The sequence below is a fragment of the Cryobacterium sp. LW097 genome (assembly GCF_002205495.2).
Taxonomy (GTDB): domain Bacteria; phylum Actinomycetota; class Actinomycetes; order Actinomycetales; family Microbacteriaceae; genus Cryobacterium; species Cryobacterium zongtaii.
In genome coordinates this window covers 2,297,598-2,316,508 of sequence record NZ_CP021992.1, presented here as the reverse complement: position 1 = coordinate 2,316,508, position 18,911 = coordinate 2,297,598, and the positions used below count along the sequence as shown (strand labels likewise).

General features: G+C 62.0%; 24 protein-coding genes. 11 read left to right on the top strand and 13 right to left on the bottom strand.

The annotated features are described in order from the left end of the window. Nucleotides 1-829 precede the first annotated feature (829 nt). The gene (locus B7495_RS10730; protein WP_088456559.1) at nt 830-1,075 is read left to right on the top strand and encodes a hypothetical protein; all 246 of its coding nucleotides are present in this window, start codon (nt 830-832) and stop codon (nt 1,073-1,075) included. 426 nt (nt 1,076-1,501) lie between these two features. Further along, nucleotides 1,502-1,660: a hypothetical protein gene (locus B7495_RS19090; RefSeq protein WP_168195306.1), complete on the top strand. Its 159-nt coding sequence runs from the start codon at nt 1,502-1,504 to the stop codon at nt 1,658-1,660. A 53-nt stretch (nt 1,661-1,713) separates the two neighbouring features. Here B7495_RS19090 and B7495_RS10725 read toward each other — a convergent pair whose 3' ends face one another. The 3 genes from B7495_RS10725 to B7495_RS10715 all read right to left on the bottom strand — a co-directional run bounded on the left by B7495_RS10725 (nt 1,714) and on the right by B7495_RS10715 (nt 4,004). Next, nucleotides 1,714-2,598, bottom strand: a complete 885-nt coding sequence (locus B7495_RS10725; protein ID WP_088456558.1) for an NmrA family NAD(P)-binding protein — start codon at nt 2,596-2,598, stop codon at nt 1,714-1,716. Nucleotides 2,599-2,710: 112 nt separating this feature from the next. Continuing rightward, nucleotides 2,711-3,295, bottom strand: a complete 585-nt coding sequence (locus tag B7495_RS10720) for a hypothetical protein (protein ID WP_088456557.1) — start codon at nt 3,293-3,295, stop codon at nt 2,711-2,713. Between the two features lie 250 nt (nt 3,296-3,545). Then, a complete protein-coding gene (locus tag B7495_RS10715) occupies nt 3,546-4,004 on the bottom strand; it encodes a MarR family winged helix-turn-helix transcriptional regulator (RefSeq protein ID WP_088456556.1) in 459 nt (152 codons plus the stop codon). A 156-nt stretch (nt 4,005-4,160) separates the two neighbouring features. Here B7495_RS10715 and B7495_RS10710 point away from each other — a divergent pair, with 156 nt between their 5' ends. Beyond that, nucleotides 4,161-4,976, top strand: a complete 816-nt coding sequence (locus B7495_RS10710) for a bacteriorhodopsin-like (protein WP_088456555.1) — start codon at nt 4,161-4,163, stop codon at nt 4,974-4,976. Here B7495_RS10710 and B7495_RS10705 read toward each other — a convergent pair. Together B7495_RS10705 and B7495_RS10700 are read right to left on the bottom strand one after the other, a co-directional pair. After that, entirely contained in the window at nt 4,903-5,076 is a 174-nt protein-coding gene (locus B7495_RS10705) for a DUF3618 domain-containing protein (protein WP_088456554.1), read from the bottom strand. The two genes, B7495_RS10710 and B7495_RS10705, sit on opposite strands and share 74 nt — an antisense overlap. A 72-nt stretch (nt 5,077-5,148) precedes the next feature. Continuing rightward, nucleotides 5,149-6,129, bottom strand: coding sequence for a diacylglycerol kinase family protein (locus B7495_RS10700; protein ID WP_088456553.1), 981 nt, complete (start codon nt 6,127-6,129; stop codon nt 5,149-5,151). Nucleotides 6,130-6,278: 149 nt separating this feature from the next. Here B7495_RS10700 and ppk2 point away from each other — a divergent pair, with 149 nt between their 5' ends. Beyond that, nucleotides 6,279-7,103: a polyphosphate kinase 2 gene (gene ppk2, locus B7495_RS10695; protein ID WP_088456552.1), complete on the top strand. Its 825-nt coding sequence runs from the start codon at nt 6,279-6,281 to the stop codon at nt 7,101-7,103. An 82-nt stretch (nt 7,104-7,185) separates the two neighbouring features. Here ppk2 and B7495_RS10690 read toward each other — a convergent pair whose 3' ends face one another. The 3 genes from B7495_RS10690 to B7495_RS10680 all read right to left on the bottom strand — a co-directional run bounded on the left by B7495_RS10690 (nt 7,186) and on the right by B7495_RS10680 (nt 10,120). Further along, complete coding sequence (locus tag B7495_RS10690) at nt 7,186-8,538, bottom strand: protein kinase (protein WP_240632203.1); 1,353 nt, start codon at nt 8,536-8,538, stop codon at nt 7,186-7,188. Nucleotides 8,539-8,843: 305 nt separating this feature from the next. After that, on the bottom strand, nt 8,844-9,566 hold the full coding sequence (locus B7495_RS10685) for a bifunctional 2-polyprenyl-6-hydroxyphenol methylase/3-demethylubiquinol 3-O-methyltransferase UbiG (RefSeq protein WP_088456550.1): 723 nt from the start codon (nt 9,564-9,566) through the stop codon (nt 8,844-8,846). 275 nt (nt 9,567-9,841) lie between these two features. Further along, on the bottom strand, nt 9,842-10,120 hold the full coding sequence (locus tag B7495_RS10680; protein WP_088456549.1) for a hypothetical protein: 279 nt from the start codon (nt 10,118-10,120) through the stop codon (nt 9,842-9,844). A gap of 481 nt (nt 10,121-10,601) precedes the next feature. On the opposite strand from B7495_RS10680, the gene B7495_RS10675 reads away from it, so the two are divergent. The 4 genes from B7495_RS10675 to B7495_RS10660 all read left to right on the top strand — a co-directional run bounded on the left by B7495_RS10675 (nt 10,602) and on the right by B7495_RS10660 (nt 12,865). After that, on the top strand, nt 10,602-10,868 hold the full coding sequence (locus tag B7495_RS10675; protein ID WP_088456548.1) for a hypothetical protein: 267 nt from the start codon (nt 10,602-10,604) through the stop codon (nt 10,866-10,868). 79 nt (nt 10,869-10,947) lie between these two features. Continuing rightward, on the top strand, nt 10,948-11,895 hold the full coding sequence (locus B7495_RS10670; protein WP_088456547.1) for a cytochrome c biogenesis CcdA family protein: 948 nt from the start codon (nt 10,948-10,950) through the stop codon (nt 11,893-11,895). Further along, on the top strand, nt 11,895-12,584 hold the full coding sequence (locus tag B7495_RS10665; RefSeq protein ID WP_088456546.1) for a peroxiredoxin family protein: 690 nt from the start codon (nt 11,895-11,897) through the stop codon (nt 12,582-12,584). The genes B7495_RS10670 and B7495_RS10665 overlap by 1 nt, the downstream gene beginning before the upstream one ends. Next, complete coding sequence (locus B7495_RS10660; protein ID WP_088456545.1) at nt 12,581-12,865, top strand: thioredoxin family protein; 285 nt, start codon at nt 12,581-12,583, stop codon at nt 12,863-12,865. The genes B7495_RS10665 and B7495_RS10660 overlap by 4 nt, the downstream gene beginning before the upstream one ends. A 103-nt stretch (nt 12,866-12,968) precedes the next feature. Here B7495_RS10660 and B7495_RS19620 read toward each other — a convergent pair whose 3' ends face one another. The 3 genes from B7495_RS19620 to B7495_RS10645 all read right to left on the bottom strand — a co-directional run bounded on the left by B7495_RS19620 (nt 12,969) and on the right by B7495_RS10645 (nt 14,558). Beyond that, a complete protein-coding gene (locus tag B7495_RS19620; RefSeq protein WP_370028132.1) occupies nt 12,969-13,103 on the bottom strand; it encodes a hypothetical protein in 135 nt (44 codons plus the stop codon). Nucleotides 13,104-13,383: 280 nt separating this feature from the next. After that, nucleotides 13,384-13,995, bottom strand: a complete 612-nt coding sequence (locus B7495_RS10650) for a DUF305 domain-containing protein (protein ID WP_088456543.1) — start codon at nt 13,993-13,995, stop codon at nt 13,384-13,386. 92 nt (nt 13,996-14,087) lie between these two features. Continuing rightward, the gene (locus B7495_RS10645) at nt 14,088-14,558 is read right to left on the bottom strand and encodes a hypothetical protein (protein ID WP_088456542.1); all 471 of its coding nucleotides are present in this window, start codon (nt 14,556-14,558) and stop codon (nt 14,088-14,090) included. Nucleotides 14,559-14,759: 201 nt separating this feature from the next. Here B7495_RS10645 and B7495_RS10640 point away from each other — a divergent pair, with 201 nt between their 5' ends. Both B7495_RS10640 and B7495_RS10635 read left to right on the top strand, forming a co-directional pair. Beyond that, nucleotides 14,760-15,497, top strand: coding sequence for a response regulator transcription factor (locus tag B7495_RS10640; RefSeq protein WP_088456541.1), 738 nt, complete (start codon nt 14,760-14,762; stop codon nt 15,495-15,497). Nucleotides 15,498-15,637: 140 nt separating this feature from the next. Beyond that, nucleotides 15,638-16,627, top strand: a complete 990-nt coding sequence (locus B7495_RS10635) for an ATP-binding protein (protein WP_240632202.1) — start codon at nt 15,638-15,640, stop codon at nt 16,625-16,627. A gap of 140 nt (nt 16,628-16,767) precedes the next feature. Here B7495_RS10635 and B7495_RS18815 read toward each other — a convergent pair whose 3' ends face one another. Next, nucleotides 16,768-17,196: a hypothetical protein gene (locus B7495_RS18815; protein ID WP_134408406.1), complete on the bottom strand. Its 429-nt coding sequence runs from the start codon at nt 17,194-17,196 to the stop codon at nt 16,768-16,770. Between the two features lie 198 nt (nt 17,197-17,394). Here B7495_RS18815 and B7495_RS19350 point away from each other — a divergent pair, with 198 nt between their 5' ends. Further along, nucleotides 17,395-17,751, top strand: a complete 357-nt coding sequence (locus B7495_RS19350; protein WP_240632201.1) for a three-helix bundle dimerization domain-containing protein — start codon at nt 17,395-17,397, stop codon at nt 17,749-17,751. Between the two features lie 24 nt (nt 17,752-17,775). Here B7495_RS19350 and B7495_RS10620 read toward each other — a convergent pair whose 3' ends face one another. After that, nucleotides 17,776-18,789: an NADPH:quinone oxidoreductase family protein gene (locus B7495_RS10620; protein WP_240632200.1), complete on the bottom strand. Its 1,014-nt coding sequence runs from the start codon at nt 18,787-18,789 to the stop codon at nt 17,776-17,778. Nucleotides 18,790-18,911 lie beyond the last annotated feature (122 nt).

Here is an 18,911-nt window from a genome sequence, read left to right as displayed (position 1 = left end):
GAGATATCCAGTGGACCGCAGTTCGCCGTCTCTATGACAACCTAGGGCGTTGACACCGACCCCCCCCCGATCTGCCTGACGCCGTGTCCGCTTGCGCCGACAACACCACACAGCGCACGCTTTCAACTGCAATCGAGTACAACTGGTTAACGAATTCCCCCCCAACAGCCACAACCATAAGAAGGAAAACTACGCAATCCAACCACTCGGCTCTTGGCTTCTTCGTCGCCTTCGCGTTGCAGGATTACCCGCTGTTGCCATTGCATTGTTCGCCTTTTCGACCACCTGCCACCAGGATGGAGGCCATTGATGGTCCGGAAGTCGCTCTCCCGAATGCCTGAATGCCACCGTTCCGAAATTCCAGATTCACGGCGACTCCCGGCCGCAACGCTGTGTTCGCCACCGCGACGATGCCCCACCATTCGGTCGACCAAATGCTCCGCCACGGGCTTCTCGGACAAGCCCGACTACAGCTGTGTTGAAGAGTCCTGAAACTGGTGCAGACGATTTCTGGCACCATTCAATAGACATATCGAATGCGGGCACCTAGGCCACGGGGACAGCCGTCCAGCAAGTTCCTTTGACTCGAAACACTACAGATGCGAGACGGGTCCAGATACGAGATAAGTCACCTGCCGCTCGTCGGGTGAACAGGAGGGATCTTTTACGTCTCCTATCCCATGGGTTGCGAGGCGTCTAGTCCAACCGGTCGAAGGCTGATCAAATGATGGGTTCGTGCGCGCGATGGTTATCTGTTGCGTCGCGTGATCGCTGAGTTGGTACCGCGGGGCAGCGTGTTCGTCAACGACCATCTCGTTAGTGTTGCCAGATGACCGAATATCGCGCTGTTTTCGATGCAGAGATCGTGTTTTCGAACGAGGGCGGTCTTCAGGCCCAGAGGTTCCGGGTCGACGTGCCCGGCCCTGACGTGAGCAGTGAAGAAATCGCCCGACTGTTCGTCACTTCGCTCGATCTGCTCATGACCGAAAGCGCCGTTGTAAAGAACGTCCGGATCATCGAAGAGGCACACAAGGGCACGAGGGGTGGTCCCGGTGACCCGCGACGCCCTGTCTGATCTGTTAAGACTAGCCGGATTCACCGCAGTGATACCGCGCGCTTCTGAGGTGGAGGCCTCGTGGCTCGCTACTGGAACCTCAATTACCAGAACGCGAACAGGCGAACGTGAGCGCCTCAGACAAGGGGCAATCTCATCTCGGAATCCTACAGATGCGAGACAAGTCATCTGCCGCTCGTCGGGGGAACAGGAGGGATCTCCTACGTCTCGCATTTCATGGGTTCGGGTCCCATTAGGAGACACAAGGATCGATTCAGCCCACCCTAATCTTCTGCGTTATAGCTCTAGGTTCGAGATCTCCCGGCAAGAACTTGATCGTCTCCTAACGTCCACCAATCCACTGGGGAGCGGCACCCGAGAATGATGGACCCGAACACGGGCCAGCTACAAGAGATAAACTCAGTACTCCCTTCGAGAGAGAAGCTCATGAAAAACAAGAATGCTCCTGATGGCGAATACACCGATTCTGAGCCAGTAGCAGGGCCGTCGGAAGCAAACGGCGAGGGGGCGGAGGTGGAGGGCGAATACACCGACATGGATACTTCTCACGAGCATCCAACGGACACGAGCGCGACCTCGTCCTGAAACAGGATCGTCGCACCGCTGAATGCTCTACCGCGGCGCGCGCTCGCTCCGAACTATCGCGGAGACCACACCGAGCGGTCGCGGTGGGCGAACACTGCGAACCCGACTGGGTCGCGACCGAGGACCTGACGGACATCGTCGGTCAGGCCCGCGGCCAGGCCCAGCCGGGCGGTGGTGTAAATCGCCGCAGTGACGAGGACCATGCCCCATGGCATTCCTAACTTCCTGCGGGCATGCACGATATACCGCAGGATGCCGGGCCGCGCGTAGCGGATCGGCCGGCCCAGCTCGTGGGTGAGGATCTCGGCAATCTGTGCATAGGTCAGCGCTTCATTCCCGGTCACCGTCCACGCGGTGTTCACATGCGCTGACGGATCCAGCAGCGCCGCGGCCGCAACGGCTCCGACGTCTTCAACATCCACGAATGCCGTCGCTCCGTTGCGTGCGGGGACCATGATCTCGTCCCGGTCGCGAATATCGGTCAGATGGGTGGTGGACAGATTTTGGTGGAAGAAGGATGCTCTAACGAAAGTCCATGCCACGCCTGAGTCACGAAGCCACGCCTCGATCGCCGCGTGCGGCACGACGGTGTTCTTCTCTGCTCCCTGCAGCGACAGGAACACGATTTGCGAGATCCCGTGGTCGCGGGCGTACTCCAACGCCGGGATCATCTGACTTTTCGGTTTCCCCAAGTGCGGCGGGCGCATGAGGAACATCTGCTGCACCCCCGCAAAGGCGGCTTCCCAGGTAGTTGGGTCGGTGAAGTCAAGAGCAACGGCTTCCACCCGGTCGCCGAATACCCGCCGAACCGACTCGACGCTACGACCGGTCGCCCTCACTCGGGCGCCACCATCCAAAAGCTCCTGCACAACCACCCGACCCACATTCCCGGTCGCGCCGGTGACCAACACCGGATTCTTCCACTCTCGTGCCTGCATTGCGCCCCATCGCCGTCTCCGAGACCTTCACCCGTGGGATTCTTCCCCGATGACAGCGTCGGTATGCCCAGTCTCACACCGAAAAATAGGCCGGCTGACCCGGTCTCACGGTTTATGCGAGTTGTGCCAGCCAGGTCAATGCAACGGCGTCACGCTCGGGGGGTGCCACTGTGTCGTCTTCGAACTGCGGCCGCGCCCGGATATCGCGGAGTGCGACAACACCCATACAGGGGATGGCGAGTAAGTCACCTTCACGGAGATCGTCGGGCAGCTCCACCATGCCGCGACCGAGACCGGGGGTTTCGTGAGATTCGCCGGAGAGCAGAATCGCGGTGCTGCTCTTGACCGTCGAGGCTCGCCCGATGAGTCGGGTTTCCCGCCACGTCGCGTCCACATTGTCCAGGCACGCGTCGATGAGGACCACACGTGCGGCGTCGAAGTTCCTCAGAACCGCAGTGACCTGCACGACGACGACGGCGGCGTCCCGGTACGGCGATCTCCGCCCGTTAGTGCCGGGGATGACGGCGGTAGCAGTATGCACGCACGGGGTTTGGCACACGTCGACGAGCCGCAGCATGGACACGCCGGAGACGATGACATCAGTGGTGGTGGCGTGTGAAGATTCGGGCCACGCATCGATGTTGAGAGGATCGGCGAGCGTACGCCGGAGGGACGGCATCATCGCGGTGAGAGTCATGAGCCAGACCTCATTCCCAGATCGCTGGGTCTAAGGGGCTCCAATGTGGGGCTGTCAGGAGTAGTCATTCTTCAGTCCTAACGGACACCCGGGCGCAACACCGGTCCCCTAACGGAAGACATGCGGGAAGTTCACGGAAATCAACGGTGCGGCGGTGGGGGAGGAGGCGGTGTAGAGCACCCGGCAAGCACAATGGGGCGTGAGTTTCAGCGTGCCGTTTCCGGCAACGAGCACGTCACTGCTCTGAGCATCAGGGGCGCGCAGACCGGCTGCGCACCTCGGCTGCGACCGAGGTGAGGGCCTCGGTGAAGGCGGCGAGCTGATCGGCATTCAAACTACTGGTCGAGGCGGCGAGCATCTCCGAGAAGTCCCGGTGGATGCCGCCCATCACCTCGTGCCCGAGCGGGGTCAACTCCAGGTAGAGGCTGCGCCGGTCGCCGGGGTGATCCACCCGGTGCAGCAGGTCCGCGTCGACCAACCGGCGGGCGATCGCGGTGATCGCGCCCGTGGTCATGCCTAGGTGTGCGGCCAGCTCCTTGGGCGTGATGCTCACCGACCGACCCACCCGGAACAGGGCGCGCAGCTCGGTCGCGCTCACACCGACATCCTGCGCGATGCGCTGGCGGTTAGCGTCGAGGGCGCTCACGAATGCAGTGGCCGCCGCCGGAAAACCGGTGAGGGTATGCGCGAGCGCTTCGGGTTGGGTCATGTCTCCTCCGGCCTACGTGGGGGCAAGCCCCGCCCACGCGGCGTTGTGAAGTAATCGTACCCAATTCACCCCAAACAAGGTGAAAATGTAGTTTACTGAGTAAGTCACTTAGTGACTAAGGCAAATCAGGCACCGTCAAAACCGATGGAGTAGATCATGATTCCCGATATTCTCTCGCCCGGCCAGTACGACACGGTCTACAACTCCTTGTCCCTGGTCATCGCCGCCCAGCTGTTCACGGCGGTCTTTCTGCTGATCTCGCTGCCACGCATCCTGCCGCGGTATCGCCAGGCCATCACGGTGGCCATCGTCGTCTGCGGCATCGCGGCCTACCATTACTTCCGCATCTTCGACTCGTTCAAGGCGGCCTTCGTGACGGAAGGCGTCGGCGGCCAGGCCGACTACAGCCAGGCGGTCGGCGAAGGATTCAACGAGGGCTACCGCTACGTGGACTGGCTCCTCACGGTACCGCTGCTGCTGGTGGAACTCATCGCCGTGCTCGCGCTGGCCCGGTCCGTGCAACGTGGGCTGCTGGTGCGGCTCGTTCCGGCCGCCGCGCTCATGATCATCCTCGGATACCCCGGAGAGATCAGTGGCGACAACGGCATCCGTGGCCTGTTCGGGCTGCTGTCCACCATCCCGTTCGCCTACATTCTCTATGTGCTGTTCGTCCAGCTGGGTAAGTCGCTGAACAAACAACCCGTGGGCGTGCGCCGCATCCTGAGCCAGCTGCGTTTCTTGCTGTTGCTGAGCTGGGGTGTCTACCCGATTGCCTATCTGTTGCCGTTGCTGGACATCGCCGGTCCTGATGCCTGGGTCTACAAACAGGTCGGCTATTCGATCGCCGACATTCTGGCAAAGGCCGTCTATGCGCTGATCATCTTCCAGGTGGCACGCATTAAGTCTTTCGACGACGACCCCACGTTCGCCGGTATTGAGCGCTCCCGCGATGAGGCGCCTGCGCGCGTCTGACTTTCTGGCGGTCCACGATCTTGCTGGGCGTGGCTTTGTCAGCAAGTGTGTCGACATCGGCGCTAAGGCCCCGACGGGTGACTTCGAATGGGCAGGTCACTCGTTGCGGTTCTCCGCGTGATGCAGATACGCCGCCGGCAAGTTCTGGGTGGTGTGGTTGGTGCGAGGATTCTTATGGGGTTGTGACTGGAATGCGGATGCGGAGCTTGCTGGGCTCGATCCAGGCTTTGAAGGCAACGGCTTTGCCGAACGCGTCGCCGTCGAGTTCTATTTCCTCGGGTCGAGAGAAGCGTGCGGTGAACTCAGAGCCGGTTTCATAGCGCAGGTCGCCGTCGTTCTTCTGTTCCCCGGCGAGGGCCTTGCCCGCTTTGGTTCGACGAACGATGCCGTTGGTCCAGGCCACTTTCACCCATACCCTGATCCAGCCCAGTGCACCGCCTGGCCGGGTCATCATGACATCGAACAAACCGTCATCCAGCACTGCTTCGGGCATCAGCAAGATATTGGCCGGCAACGATCCGCAGTTGCCGAGGATCAGGGTGTGCACCGTTGCTCGCTTGGCAGCGCCGTCGTTGATCTGGAATCGCATGTGCAGCTCATCCGGGTCACGCAGAGACTTGACGATTGCTTTCACATAGGCTGCCCAGCCGGCTTTTGCCTTGAGATCTTCGTCAGTGTTCGTGATCATCTTTGCGTCAAGGCCCAAACCTGCCATCACCACGAACGCGTGCTCGTCGCGCGACTTGTCGTCTCGCTCGATACGAATCATGCCCAGATCAATGGCGCGATCCTCACCGGTGAATGCTGCGCGCACGCTCTCGTGCATGTCACTGAGGGTGAGGTCGAGATTGCGCGCGAGGAGGTTGCCCGTTCCGGAGGGTATAAGCCCAACCGGCACGTCGTGCCCGCGAACGGCCTCGATGACAGCGCGCACGGTACCGTCACCGCCGGCGACGATGATCAGATCAACGCCGAGTTCCAACGCTTTCGCGGTCACGCCCTGGCCGACATCGTCGACGGACGTTTCAAACCAGACGCTCTCAGACCACCCCCCGGCCGCTGCCTCCGCATTCACAGCGTTTCGGAGGGCATCGAGATCGACCTTGACGGGGTTGTAAATGACAGCGGCGTTCCGAAGCGTGACATCACTCATTGAGCCACTGTAAACCAGGCAGTACAGAGATGAGCATGCTCGCAGGGAACGAATCTGCGCTCTAACCTCGCGCTTGTCGCCGCACAGGATTTATGATCGTCCCGGCCGCGTGTTTCGGGCTGCCGCCGTAGGTCGATGAAGGGACAGCCGTGTCGAAGTCGAAGAAAACAGGTGCGGTCAAGCGCGTTCCGAAACCTCTATACGAGGATGAGCTGGAACGGTTGCAAGCCGAGCTCGTAGGCATGCAGCAATGGGTCATTGAGACCGGGGCGCGGGTGCTGGTCATCTTCGAGGGTCGAGACGCCGCGGGCAAGGGCGGCGCGATCAAGCGGATCGTCCAATATTTGAATCCGCGCTCCGCCCGGGTCGTCGCACTTCCCACTCCGAGCGAGCGAGAGAAGGGCCAGTGGTATTTCCAGCGCTACATTGAACGGCTTCCCACCGCCGGGGAGATCGTCTTGATGGACCGCTCTTGGTACAACCGTGGTGGCGTCGAACGGGTGATGGGATATTGCACCGATGAGCAATACCGTCTGTTTCTCGAGCAGGTGCCCTTGGTGGAAAAGATGCTCGTTGACGAGGGGATCATTCTGGTGAAGTTCTGGTTCTCTGTGTCTGACAAGGTCCAGGAAGACCGGTTCCGTTCTCGACTGGAAGATCCGATGCGCCGGTGGAAACTCTCCGAGACGGACCTCTTTTCGATTACCCGCTGGGAGGACTACTCGCGAGCCAAGGATGACTTGTTCGCTGTCACGGACCTTCCGTTTGCACGGTGGTGGACCGTTGAGAGCGATGACAAGCGTGCGGCACGAATCAACTCAATCAAGCACCTTCTGTCCAACATCCCCTATGAGCACCGGGTGCCGGACGAAGTGACTATTCCCGATCGCCCGGAAGCAAATGACTACGAGCGGCCCCCGAAGGATGAGGCGAGCCTGGTCACTGATCACGCCAACACTCTGAAGAAGAAATAGGGAGGTCTCATGCTTCGCGCAGGGTGCCCCGCGGCTCGCAGGGCGTCAGGCGAGTTCACGGTGACCCGGCGGGTTCGGCGGGTCAGCTCGGCGTCGAAGTAGCGCTTTTGAGCGCCAAAGCAGATCGCCGACCTTCCAGGCGCAGTTCCATTTCGCTCATGACCACCGCAGCGAGGTCGCCGAGGGTGGCGAGTTCCTCTTCCGAGGCCTGGCGCGGTTCGAAGTCGAGAACGCAAAGAGTGCCGAGGTTGTGTCCGTCGCGGGTGCGCAACGGCACCCCGGCGTAGAACTGGAGGCCGAAATCGCTGGCGACGAGGGGATTAGCCAGCGTCCGGGGGTCGAACCGGGCATCCTCGACGACCCAGGGCACGTCGTCCAGGATCGCCGAGGCGCAGAGCCCCGGGTGCCTCTCAATGTGGTCGATCTCCAGACCGTGGTGGGACGTGAACCAGATCCGGTCCTGGTCGACGATCGTGACGAGCGCGACCGGAACGGAGAACACTCGGGCGGCAATGGCCGTGACGCGGTCGAAGGCCCCGTCGGCCGGTGCTTCCGGCAGTCGATAGCGCGCGACCGCGAGCATCCGGGCTTCCTCGGTCGAAGGCGCGGAAATCGCCGCCACATCTCGGTGCCGGCCGGTCTCGGCAGCGACCATCTGGCGAAGCGCCACGACCAGATCGTGGATGGAGGGGCGGTCCTTCGGGTCGCGGGCGGTCATTGCAGCCAGCAGCGCCCGCCATTCCGGGGCGATGCCGGGCGGAATGGAGGGGTCTTTTCTGAGCCGGGCCAGTGCCGACGGGATCGGGTCGCCGGGAAACGCGATGGTGCGAGTGAAGCACTCGAGAAGAACGAGCCCCAGCGAGTAGACATCGCTGGCCGAGCCGAGCGTCTGACCCCGCGTCTGTTCGGGGCTGAGGTAGGCGGCCGTGCCCGTCGTCACGGCGTCCGGGTCTCGGCGGTCGATGGCGCCTACCAGGGCGATGCCGAAATCGGTCAGCTTCGCGCGGTATCGAGCGCCGCCGTGGTTGTAGTCGACAAGCAGGACGTTGGCCGGCTTGACGTCCCGATGCACAACACCCCGATGATGGATGTACTGCAGGCCTTCAGCCAGGTCGTAGCCGATGTGCGCTATCTGACGAGCCGAGAGAGTGCCCCGCTCGAGCTGGACCTTGAGATCCGCGCCGGTGACGAGCTCCATGACGAAAAAGACACGTGGCCGGCCCACATCCGTGCGGTCGACACCCGCATCGAGCAAGGTGACGAGGCTGTGGTGGCTCAGGCTCGCCAAGAGGTTCACTTCGTCTTCCTGACGACGGATGTCCTTCTCGGTTGTCGCGGACGCCTCGAAGACCTTCACCGCGACATCACGACCCAGCGTTTCGTCCCTGGCGCGGTAGACAGAGCCCTCGCCGCCTCGACCGATCAGTTCCAGCAACCGGTAACGTCCGCGTAGTCGCGGTGGTCCGGCTGCGGTGACCTCAGGTGAGCGCCCGGCCAATGTGATTGCGTCCATAGTGAACCCTTGTTTCGTGGCGCCTCCACCACAGGCGGTCCGGAGTATCCACTTCTAAGACGTAGCTCGAGGCGAATGTGTCACGCCCGCCACCAAAATTGCGGGCTGCATTTCGCATCTGCGTGTCTGATCGATTCCGTTCGGCAGCGTCGGACGGACTCCTTCGGCGGAGCGGGCTCTTGAAGATTGCTATCCGTCGGTACGATCGATTTCACGACTTGAGTGATTCAACCGGTAGCCCGGCGTAGTCTGCTGCGAAATACTGGCCGGCGGACTTGGGAGGACGACGGTGGTGCCGTCCAGACGGCCGTGTACCGCCAGAACAGGCTGCGCCGCAGGGTGATACCGGGCAGCACCCGTCGGGCAACGGCCTTGACCTCGGCGTATGTTTCCGTGGGCGGCTGGATGGGGGAGCGCATGTGAGCGGGCAAGCGGACGGCCGGGCGCGGGTGCAATGCCAAGCCGACCAGTGGATTGAGCAGTGTCGAGATCAGCGACAACGGGATGTCGCGAGCGGTTTCACGGGCGACGCCCACGATGACCAGACGGCCTCCTGGAGCGACGAGCAGGCTCGCTCTGCGCAGAGTTTCCTGAAGGGGGAGGTGGTGGAGTACCGCCACGAACGTGATCAGGTCATACGGGGTGTCGCGGACTTCGGCCCACGTCGATCGGCTGATCACCACGTTGCGGAGCTCCCGCGTGTTGTAACGCGCCGCTTCTACGCTGGCCGGGTCTGGTTCGATGCCACGCACGTCGGAGAGCTCGCGGGACAGGCGTTCGACCAGATGCCCGGTGCCACAACCGACGTCGAGTGCGCGTGACCCTCCGCGGAAGTGAACGCGTCGGGCCTGATAGACGATCCAGCCTGAGTAGGCATCGTTGTGCGACCAAGGATGCCGGTCGTTGAATCGGCCAAGCGCCTGAAGTACCGGGGAGGTCAATTGTGCCATCACGCGTCATGATAGCGACTCCAGGACTGGAAGGAGCAGCCGGAACTGTGTCAGCGGTGAGGCGATCGATTTCAAGACGCGCAAATAGCCCTCTCCGAGTCGGACTGGGGGAGATGACTCTGCGGAGCTCGCAACGTCATCCTCCGTGGCCGGTCGTTGAAGCTCTCGCCGCAAACACGATCGCGTTTCCGAACTTCTTGGCGTGTGGAGTGGTCAGGCTGCCAGAAGGCCCGGGCGCTCCCACCGTCCGTTACTGACTGCTCTGCGGGCGTTCGCTAATGACGAGTGTCGTGGTCGTCGTGGTCGTAATATTCCCGACTTCCTGACTTAGCGAGGCCGCGGCTGACCATGTAACCGATGGTTAGGAGCGTGGCGTAGAACCAGGCATCCTGAGCGCCGAATCCCTCACCGTCGTCTCCGTTGTCCACCATGGCCGATGCGATGAACAACCCGACGAGTATGACCACATACGCAATGAACTCAGTGGTCTTGAATGCAGCCTTCGTCTCAGTTGAGAGCCGCGTGACGCGGCCCCTGTTGGTGGTGTTGCTCATGGTACGTTCCTCGTACTTTCAGCGTGTCATTTGGTGCTTCAGAAAAATGCAATCACAAGTCGCAAAAGTTGGCAATAACTCATTTTCCCCTTCTCGGGCGTCCTGAGGTCGGTCGGCGCCGCTGCGACGGTCGATCTCACGAGGCCCTGGTTTGCGGCGCCACAGCGTTGTCGCCGTTCAGCGATGCGTAAACGAAGTCTCCGGGCCCACGAACCCTCGAACCGGACGCTCCTTCTTTATCGTTTCTTCGTCAAACCTGCATCGAGAAGCGCGGGTGGAGGAACCAGAGTCATGACAGGACATTCCAGCAGGAGGAAGTAATGGTCATGAGCGAGTGGCCGATTCTCGCCGGAATTTGTGTGGTGTTCGTCGTTCTCGGGGTGTGGGCGATTGCTCGGATCTTCCCCATAAACGGCCGAGGCAAAAACACACCACCAGGGGACGCAGTCCACCCAACCGAACCCCAGAGAAGAGAAGGTCCATGAACGGGCACAACCACGGTGGCAAGTCGCATCTCATCGGCATGATTCTGATCGGTGTCGTTATTCTCGGCGGCCTGCTCGTGGCCGGAAGATCGATCGGCGAGGCACTTCCCCTCGCAGCGGTTCTGGCGTGCCCCGTGACGATGATCGGGATGACGTTCATGATGATGCGCAGCAAAAACAAGGACGCTGCCGCCCCGCGGGAATCACCCGTCCACAGCGACACCGGCTCCAACGAAGCCGCGAAGACTACGACCCAGGCTTGACCCTCGGGCGTCCGCCCGTCCGCCCGTCCCCACGGCATCGGCACGGCGGTGAGTCCGTGCACTTTTGAAGGAGCAATACATGGAGCAGGTCCTGCTCTCCACCACAATCCTCGCCTCGTTCTTAGGCGGCATCGTCGCCCTGCTGGCCCCCTGTTGTGTGTCGGTCATGCTACCGGCGTTCTTCGCGTCGAGCTTCCGCCGTCGCGGCCCGATCCTGGGAATGACACTTGTTTTCGCTGCCGGTGTCGGCACGATCATCCTGCCCATTGCGTTGGGGGCCGCGATCGTTAGCCGCGCCCTGGCGCAGTACCACTTCTGGATTTTCAGCGCGGTGGGAATTGCCATGGTCGTCGTAGGTGTCGCCACGTTGGTGGGGTGGAAGTTGATGCTCCCGATGCCGTCGGGGAAGAGTTCAGGGTCAGGAATCGGTTCCGTGTACGGGTTGGGCGTTTTTTCTGGCGCGGCGAGTGCCTGTTGTGCACCAGTCCTGGCCGGAGTCGCCGCGATGTCCGGGGCGGCGTCGTCGATTTCTACGGCAGCGCTGGTCGGTATTGCCTACGTCTTCGGCATGGTCGCTCCGCTCTGTGTCCTTGCGCTGGTGTGGGATCGGAAGGACTGGAGCAATAGCCGGCTGCTCACGGCGCGCACTGTCGCCCTGTGGCCCGGCGGACGACGGCTGCCGCTGTCGAGCCTGTTGTCCGGTGGCTTGATGCTCGGGATGGGTATCGTCACCATGATCATCGCGGTTCGCGGCATCGGCATGGCACCCGACGGCTGGCAGGTTCGGGTCACCGCCTGGCTCAACCACACAGCTGTGGTTATTCAGCAGTCCGTCGGCTTCATCCCCGGCTGGCTCTCGGCCCTCGTGGTCTTCGTCGCCCTCGCCACCCTGGTGTGGAAGGCGCTGCGCGCCCGACGCCCACAGGGAGGTCACACCTCTTCCGCGACAGAGCCAGATACGGCAGAGCAGGTAGCGGCCGGTTCGACCGCTCCGGCCTGTCACGACACCGCAAAGGAATCACAGTAATGGCATCACGCAACAAGAAGCGCGCCGCAGCGATGCGGCCTCTGAAAATGAACACCAACCGCCTTGCCGTGCTGATCGGTGCCGGCGTGGTCGTGGCCATTTTCAGCGCCTTTTTCCTTATTCTCGCCCAGGACTCCGGACCCGCCCAGCCGGCCCAGTCCGCTCCTATGGTCAGGAGCGACGATGCGGCTGACTACGCGGTGGGATCTCCGGGGGTGGGAGAGATGGCCCCGGGATTCGCAATGGAGTCCACATCGGGGGACACCGTGGATTTGACTGACTACGCGGGCAAATCGGTGCTCTTGTACTTCCATGAGGGACTGGGCTGCCAGCCCTGTTGGGACCAGATGCGTGACCTGGACGCCGAATCCGATCAGCTCACTGCCGTCGGAGTCGACGCCGTGCTCACAATCACCAGCGGGCCGGTAGACCTGATCGCGCAAAAGATGGAAGATGACAAACTCGCCTCCGTCGCCCTGGCGGACACGAAGATGGACGTCATAAAAGAGTACGGGGCTAACGACTACGGCATGATGGGCGACTCCCGCGCCGGACACAGCTTCATCCTTGTCGGGCCTGACGGCACCATTCAGTGGCGAGCCGACTACGGTGGCGCCCCGGATTACACCATGTACGTGTCCATGACCGACCTTCTCGCCGACATGACGGCTGCCGGGGTGAACGGATGATGATGGTCACCGTCCTGACCCAAGAGGCCTGCCCCTCCTGCGTGAACGCGAAAAACACCTTGGCGCAGCTCGCCGACGAGTATCCCTTCAACATCGTGGAGATTCCGTTGGCATCAGCCGAAGGCCGAGATCTTGCGAACCGGGTCGGCATCGTTTTCGCCCCGGGCATCTTGATCGACGGCGAGCTGTTCAGCTACGGTCGCTTGTCCGAAAAGAAATTGCGCCGCCATCTCTCCTCAGTGGAGTGGCCCACCACACGCCCACCCGCGGGCCCCAGCTGACGGAGGCATAGGCGAACGCACTGGCGAGCTCGTCATCGAAGTTGACGGTTACACCCAGTTCCAGCTCTCCCCGCAGGCAAGGACGGTAGCGCCTATGGAGCCTTCAACCTGGGCAAGCGAAAAGGACCCGGCCTGAGGGGCCGGTCGTATCGATCGCCGGTTCCGCTAACGAACGAAGTCCGATGCCGCGTTCGCCGAGCTCGTGAAGGAGTGAAATCAGACGATCGTCACGAGCCAACCGATCCAACTGGCTGAGTTGGCAAACCAACAAGACGTCACCGGCCCGCAATCAAGCCAAGCAGGCTGAAAACTGCGGCAACGACGCCCTATTCTTCGACTCGCCGTGGTCCACATACACGCGCTCCGCGCCGGCCGCGGTCAACGCGATTTCTCGCTCATCGACTCTCTGCTTGCGCGTTGCACCACGCGCGTACCCGATGACAGTCATCTTTACCTGCTTCGCTCGCGGAATCCGGGGTCCGACCGCTCGCGTGTCACGGTCGCTCCTGAACCTGGGGCTACAGTGTGGCGAGGATGCCGTTCATGACATCAATCTCGGCGGTCTGGCTGTTCACGATGTTCGTGGCCATGTCCACAGCGTCCGGGAATTGTCCCTCGTCGATCTCGGTCTGAGCCATCGCGATTGCGCCCTGGTGATGAACGATCATCTGTTCGAGAAAGAGTTTTCCAGCGTCTTCTGAGGGCGCGGACTCGAGGGCGTTCATATCGTCGTCAGACATCATGCCGTCCGTGCCGTGATCCATATCGGACATATCCATTTCGCTGGAGCTGGTGTCATCCATGCCCCATGCGGATAGCCAGGATTCGAGCTGCTGGATTTCGGGCTCTTGAGCGTCTTTGATCTCGGTGGCCAGGTCCACGATGCGCTGGTCGATCTCGTCTTTCGCGAGAAGGTCATCGCTCATTTCGACGGCCTGTTCGTGATGGGGGATCATCATCTGGGTGAACTCGACGTCCGCGTCGGCGAGATCAACCGATGAGGCGGAGGACTCGGGGGAGCTAGGGGCGGCGGATGAGCCGGTGTCGGTTGCTCCACCAGCGCAGGCGCTGAGAGTGAGTGCAGTCGCGACGGCTGCGGCAGCAAGAAGATAAATATGTGGCTTGGGCATTGTCAATCCATTCGGAGTCAGACGTGAAAAATCGGGTCGCCATACGGCGTGGTGAAGGTAGGCGTCGAGTGACGCTAAGGCCATTGCTGGTTTTAGGTGCGACTGATGGAGAGAACGACCAAGCTAGGCCTGAAGAGATGAAGCGCGGGGCCCTGATAGCGAGAGACGCCCCGCCCGCCCGCCTCGAGCAGACGCCGATACGTGGCCGGCGAGCTGGCAAGAATGATGAGAGCCGCTAAAACCAGTACCAGGGCGCAGGTTATCGCCCACACGGCGCAATCGAGCATGCCGTCGGCGCTACCGAAAAGGCCGACTTCTGCATGCACGACCACTGGGAGCATCGGCGCCGTCGCCGCGACCGCCACGTCAGTTCCGAAGTCAGCGGCCCTCGGGACGGTGTCGGAATGTGCAGTGGACTCGGCTGCCCCCGAACCTACGCCGTGCTCGCCGATCATGGAGTGCATGCCCAGCAACATGGCTGCCATGACAAGAACCGCCGTGAACGCATAGGCGACTACAGGCCTTTGGTGACGGTCAGCTACGGAATTGCCGTGCGGGTTCATGTCACCTCCAGTGTCGACAAACCAGGTTGAAATCGCGGGTACCCAAAACCGTATCGACACTTGACAAAGTTCAGCTGGGAATGGCGCGGTGCAGCTCAGCTGAAATCCATTGATAGGTCTTTTGACAAAGATTGACTGGGGATATGGGCGGCAGCCGCTCATCAGAGCGGTCCGGGATGAACCCGGAGGGACAATGAGACCATGATGTCAACGACCTTCAGGCCACAAACCGCTGCGGAGCCGCGGCCGCGAGTACTGGTGGTCGACGATGAGGTGCCGCTGCTCGAGTTGGTCGCCGGCTACTTGGAGCGAGATGGGTTCGACGTGCAGACGTCAGCTGACGGCCAGGCTGCGGTGACGACGGCACGAAACTGGGCCCCCGCCATCATCGTTCTCGACTTGGGCCTACCAGGGATGGACGGCATTGAGGTTTGTCGTACCGTGCGCACCTTCACCGATTGCTACATCATCATGCTGACCGCCCGGGTTGACGAAATCGACAAGCTGGTCGGCCTCTCCGTCGGAGCAGACGACTACCTGACCAAGCCTTTCAGCCCGCGAGAGCTCGTGGCTCGAGTGCGCGCTATGCTCCGCCGGCCCCGCCCCAGCGAACAAGCCGCCGCGCTCGGCACACCGCCTCTTGTCTTTGGCTCCCTCCAAATCGACGTCGGCGGCCGCGAAGTCCGCCGAAGCGGTGAAGCGGTGGACCTGACCCGCACCGAGTTCGAGGTGTTGGCGGCATTGGCCGGTCAACCTCGAATCGTCTTCTCTCGGCAGCAACTCATTGATGCCGTATGGGGAGACGGCTGGATGAGCGATCCGCACCTTGTGGATGTGCATATCGGGCACGTACGACGCAAGATCGGTGATGATCCGGCTACACCGGTTTTTATTAGGACGGTGCGTGGCGTCGGCTACCAGATGGGCGTGGGAGCGTGAGCAGAACACGCACACGGGTCCCTGGCCCTAGGGACCTCAGCGCCCGCCTACTTGGCGCCATCCTCGTCGTAGTTCTCGTCGGAGTCGCAACTGCCTGGGTCGTCGTCGCAGGGATCGGCCCAGCCATTTTCCACGTTCACATGATGGGCACGGGTGGTTCTGGGGCCAACTCGACGGTGCATGCCGAGGAGGCATTCCGGACGGCATCAACGCTCTCCCTAGCCGTGGCCCTCATCGCTGCTCTGGCAGCGTCAGTCGGGGTGAGCCTGTTTCTCTCCCGCCGGATCACCCGGTCCCTGGCACCCGTCACTGAAGCAGCTGGCCGGGTGGCTGACGGGGACTACACCGCGCGTATCCCCGCTGTGGGACTAGGCAGTGAGTTCGACGACCTCACTGCGGCCTTCAACTCGATGGCCACCGATCTCGGTCGGATCGAAGCGACCAGAACGAGGATGCTGGGCGACCTGGCACACGAAATGCGCACCCCCATCACCACGATCGGTGCCTACCTGGAGGCCATCGCCGATGGCGTCCAGCAAGCGGATCCGGCAACCCTCACGATGCTGGGTGACCAGGTCACCCGTCTGGCACGGCTTAGCCAGGACGTCGCCATCGTGACGACCGCCGAAGAAGGCCGACTGACAATGCACCGACGACGCCTGCTCGTTTCTCAGGTCGTCGCGGATGCAGTGGCCCAGGCGACAGCGCAATACGCTGCCCAGAACGTGACGCTGACGGTCACTATGTCCGGAGGCGCCCGGGACGCGGCTGTCGATGGGGACAGCGATCGCATCGGTCAGGTCCTGACAAATCTCCTCGACAACGCGGTTCGCCACACCCCGTCCGGGGGCGAGGTCGTGATCTCCGCCGCGGTAGTCGGCGGCAGGGCGGTGGTCGCCGTCTCCGACGAGGGCGATGGAATTCCGGCCGACCACATTTTGCATGTTTTCGAGCGGTTCTACCGAGTGGACGCCAGCAGGGACCGCGCACACGGTGGCTCCGGCGTAGGCCTGGCGATCGCTAAATCCATCACCGAGGCCCACGGTGGAAGCGTTCGAGCAGAAAGCGCGGGTGTCGGCCGAGGAGCGACCTTCACCGTTGAATTGCCGTTGCTCAGCCAGAATCACTAAGGCCAACCGGTTACAGAGGTCGAGCTCAGGTCACCAATATTCAGGGGCGAATCTCGGTGTCTACACGTCGACAAACCTCGGTGTGAAAGAAACGGACACCCGCATCGGTTCCTGACGGGCGGCCAGAATATGGCGATACATCAGCCGATGCTGGCAACTGTCACGTGGATGCTATCGATGCGCGTGATCGAACTGGCATCGAGGACCATGGCGATCGAGTCAAATACGAGCCGGCACACTTCGGTGGCCGGCTCAGAGCTGACGGCCCGAAAAGCCACGGACACGTTTATCCCCGCGTCTCCCATGGTGACGGCAACCAGGTTGGACGTGCGTTCTCGGTGCGTCAGCGCGTCGACAATGGCACCGACAATCGTCGCGACGACGGGCTCGGTCGGATACAGAGAGTCCACTCCAGGAACGGCTCGCACCACCGATTCCAATTCTGAGGACAGCGTGTAGGCGAGGTTAGCGGCATCAGTTACAGAATTCGCCGCGTCTTCGGTTGTCTCGACAGAACTGGTGTTCCTGGATGCGCCACCGATGCCGGGGCGAGGCGGGCTGTCAAGCATTTATGCTCCCCCGATCGTTGCGGATAAAACCGCTGCCGGGGTCTGGGGCAACACTCAGACCCTACGGCGGAGCGGACTGTGAGTCAATTTTCGCCGTCATCAGGGACGCAACCATTTCGCCCTTTCGGCTTCGCCTTTCGCCCACATTTGGCACTGCCAGCTGTTGTCGGGGGAGGGTCACCAGTAGAGAATGTCCACATGAGCGAGCTAGATGAAACTCAAGCCATCGATCAGGTGATTGATCGGTTGGCGGAACGGTTCCCGAGTCTGGAGCGCGGCCATATCGCGGACGTCGTCGACGAGGAGCATGGGAAGTTGGATGGGGGTCGGGTTCGTGACTTCGTTCCGGTCCTTGTTGAGAAGGCCGCGAAGAAGCGGCTGAAGAAGGAAGCGAAGGAGTCGAGCGTTGTGGTCGAACAGCTCGAAGCGCTGGGTCCGGTGCCGGACGGTGACCAGGCCCTGGACCCGATAGAAGTCGAGCGCGCAAGTCGTGAGGGACATCGTGGGCCCCTGCTTGGCGATCTACTGGGAGGCACCGGCGCCAACGAACGCTGATGCGCGCCAACCTGAGGGAGTGGTCTAACTCGTAGCCGCCCATCCGTCGCCACTGACACGAAGAACTGTCTTTCCGAGCGCGCGGCGCTCATCCAGCGCGGCGATTGCTTCCGGTGCCTGGGTGAACGGGACGACCTCGCCGATGACCGGCGCGAGCGCACCCCGGGCGACATCAGGAACAAGCCGCGCCCACTGGTCTTGGAGAGACACCGACGGTGAGGGCATGAGGCCTTCCCAGGCGACACCAACGATCGTCGTGTTGGTCAGCAGAAGGCGGTTCACCCGAACGGTCGGGATGCTCCCTCCGGTGAAACCGAGAACGAGCAAGCGGCCGCGGGTAGTTAGCGCCCGCAGCGAATCAGTGAAGCGCTCACCGCCCACCGGATCCAACACCATATCCACCCCACGCCCATCCGTGATGCGGCGGACCTCGGTGAGGAAGTCGAAGGGGGAGATGACGTCATCCGCACCGATGCTTCGTGACAGTTCGGCCTTCTCAGGCGTGGAGACCACAGCGATGACGGATGCGCCCCGTAGCTTCGCCTGTTGGGTGAGCGCCACTCCGAGCCCGCCCGCGGCGCCGTGGATTAACACCGTCTCACCGGCACGAAGATTGCCGCGCTCTCCCAAGGCGAATTCAGCGCTGAGCACATTTATCGGCATCGCCGCACCCTGGATGAAGTCGACACTATCGGGCAAGGGCAACACCCGATCGGCAGGGGTGACGACGTACTCGGCAAACGCGCCGGAACCAGCTACGCCAAGGACCCGGTCGCCGGCGACGAATCCGGAATCGGGATCAGCGTCAGCGATGATGCCGGAGAACTCACATCCCACAGTGAATGGAAGCGGAACTTTCAGCTGATACTCGCCGCGCGACTGCAGCACGTCAGGGTAAGCGACACCGGCGGCATGTACTTCTACGAGTACCTCTCCCGGGCCGCGGCTCGGGATGGGGATTTGCTGCATCTGCAGCAGTCGTGGTCCGCCGTGCGTTGTATTTCGCAGCGCGTGCATCATCGTGCGGTGTGGACTCATGACTCAATCATCCGCCGGTGGATGGCTCGATCGATTCACCTCACCCGTTGTCGCGTCCGACCGGGAGTATCCCCGCGGGAATTTCTATCGGCCGAGCCGTCTGCTGGAATGGGAGCGCAGCC

What these genes read in the sequence shown, in the direction of transcription:
- B7495_RS10730 (WP_088456559.1), top strand. Translation starts at nt 830, where the DNA reads ATGACCGAATATCGCGCTGTTTTCGATGCAGAGATCGTGTTTTCGAAC.
- B7495_RS19090 (WP_168195306.1), top strand. Translation starts at nt 1,502, where the DNA reads ATGAAAAACAAGAATGCTCCTGATGGCGAATACACCGATTCTGAGCCA.
- B7495_RS10725 (WP_088456558.1), bottom strand. Translation starts at nt 2,598, where the DNA reads ATGCAGGCACGAGAGTGGAAGAATCCGGTGTTGGTCACCGGCGCGACC.
- B7495_RS10720 (WP_088456557.1), bottom strand. Translation starts at nt 3,295, where the DNA reads ATGACTCTCACCGCGATGATGCCGTCCCTCCGGCGTACGCTCGCCGAT.
- B7495_RS10715 (WP_088456556.1), bottom strand. Translation starts at nt 4,004, where the DNA reads ATGACCCAACCCGAAGCGCTCGCGCATACCCTCACCGGTTTTCCGGCG.
- B7495_RS10710 (WP_088456555.1), top strand. Translation starts at nt 4,161, where the DNA reads ATGATTCCCGATATTCTCTCGCCCGGCCAGTACGACACGGTCTACAAC.
- B7495_RS10700 (WP_088456553.1), bottom strand. Translation starts at nt 6,129, where the DNA reads ATGAGTGATGTCACGCTTCGGAACGCCGCTGTCATTTACAACCCCGTC.
- B7495_RS10685 (WP_088456550.1), bottom strand. Translation starts at nt 9,566, where the DNA reads ATGGCACAATTGACCTCCCCGGTACTTCAGGCGCTTGGCCGATTCAAC.
- B7495_RS10680 (WP_088456549.1), bottom strand. Translation starts at nt 10,120, where the DNA reads ATGAGCAACACCACCAACAGGGGCCGCGTCACGCGGCTCTCAACTGAG.
- B7495_RS10675 (WP_088456548.1), top strand. Translation starts at nt 10,602, where the DNA reads ATGAACGGGCACAACCACGGTGGCAAGTCGCATCTCATCGGCATGATT.
- B7495_RS10670 (WP_088456547.1), top strand. Translation starts at nt 10,948, where the DNA reads ATGGAGCAGGTCCTGCTCTCCACCACAATCCTCGCCTCGTTCTTAGGC.
- B7495_RS10665 (WP_088456546.1), top strand. Translation starts at nt 11,895, where the DNA reads ATGGCATCACGCAACAAGAAGCGCGCCGCAGCGATGCGGCCTCTGAAA.
- B7495_RS10660 (WP_088456545.1), top strand. Translation starts at nt 12,581, where the DNA reads ATGATGATGGTCACCGTCCTGACCCAAGAGGCCTGCCCCTCCTGCGTG.
- B7495_RS10650 (WP_088456543.1), bottom strand. Translation starts at nt 13,995, where the DNA reads ATGCCCAAGCCACATATTTATCTTCTTGCTGCCGCAGCCGTCGCGACT.
- B7495_RS10645 (WP_088456542.1), bottom strand. Translation starts at nt 14,558, where the DNA reads ATGAACCCGCACGGCAATTCCGTAGCTGACCGTCACCAAAGGCCTGTA.
- B7495_RS10640 (WP_088456541.1), top strand. Translation starts at nt 14,760, where the DNA reads ATGATGTCAACGACCTTCAGGCCACAAACCGCTGCGGAGCCGCGGCCG.
- B7495_RS10635 (WP_240632202.1), top strand. Translation starts at nt 15,638, where the DNA reads ATGATGGGCACGGGTGGTTCTGGGGCCAACTCGACGGTGCATGCCGAG.
- B7495_RS18815 (WP_134408406.1), bottom strand. Translation starts at nt 17,196, where the DNA reads ATGCTTGACAGCCCGCCTCGCCCCGGCATCGGTGGCGCATCCAGGAAC.
- B7495_RS19350 (WP_240632201.1), top strand. Translation starts at nt 17,395, where the DNA reads ATGAGCGAGCTAGATGAAACTCAAGCCATCGATCAGGTGATTGATCGG.
- B7495_RS10620 (WP_240632200.1), bottom strand. Translation starts at nt 18,789, where the DNA reads ATGAGTCCACACCGCACGATGATGCACGCGCTGCGAAATACAACGCAC.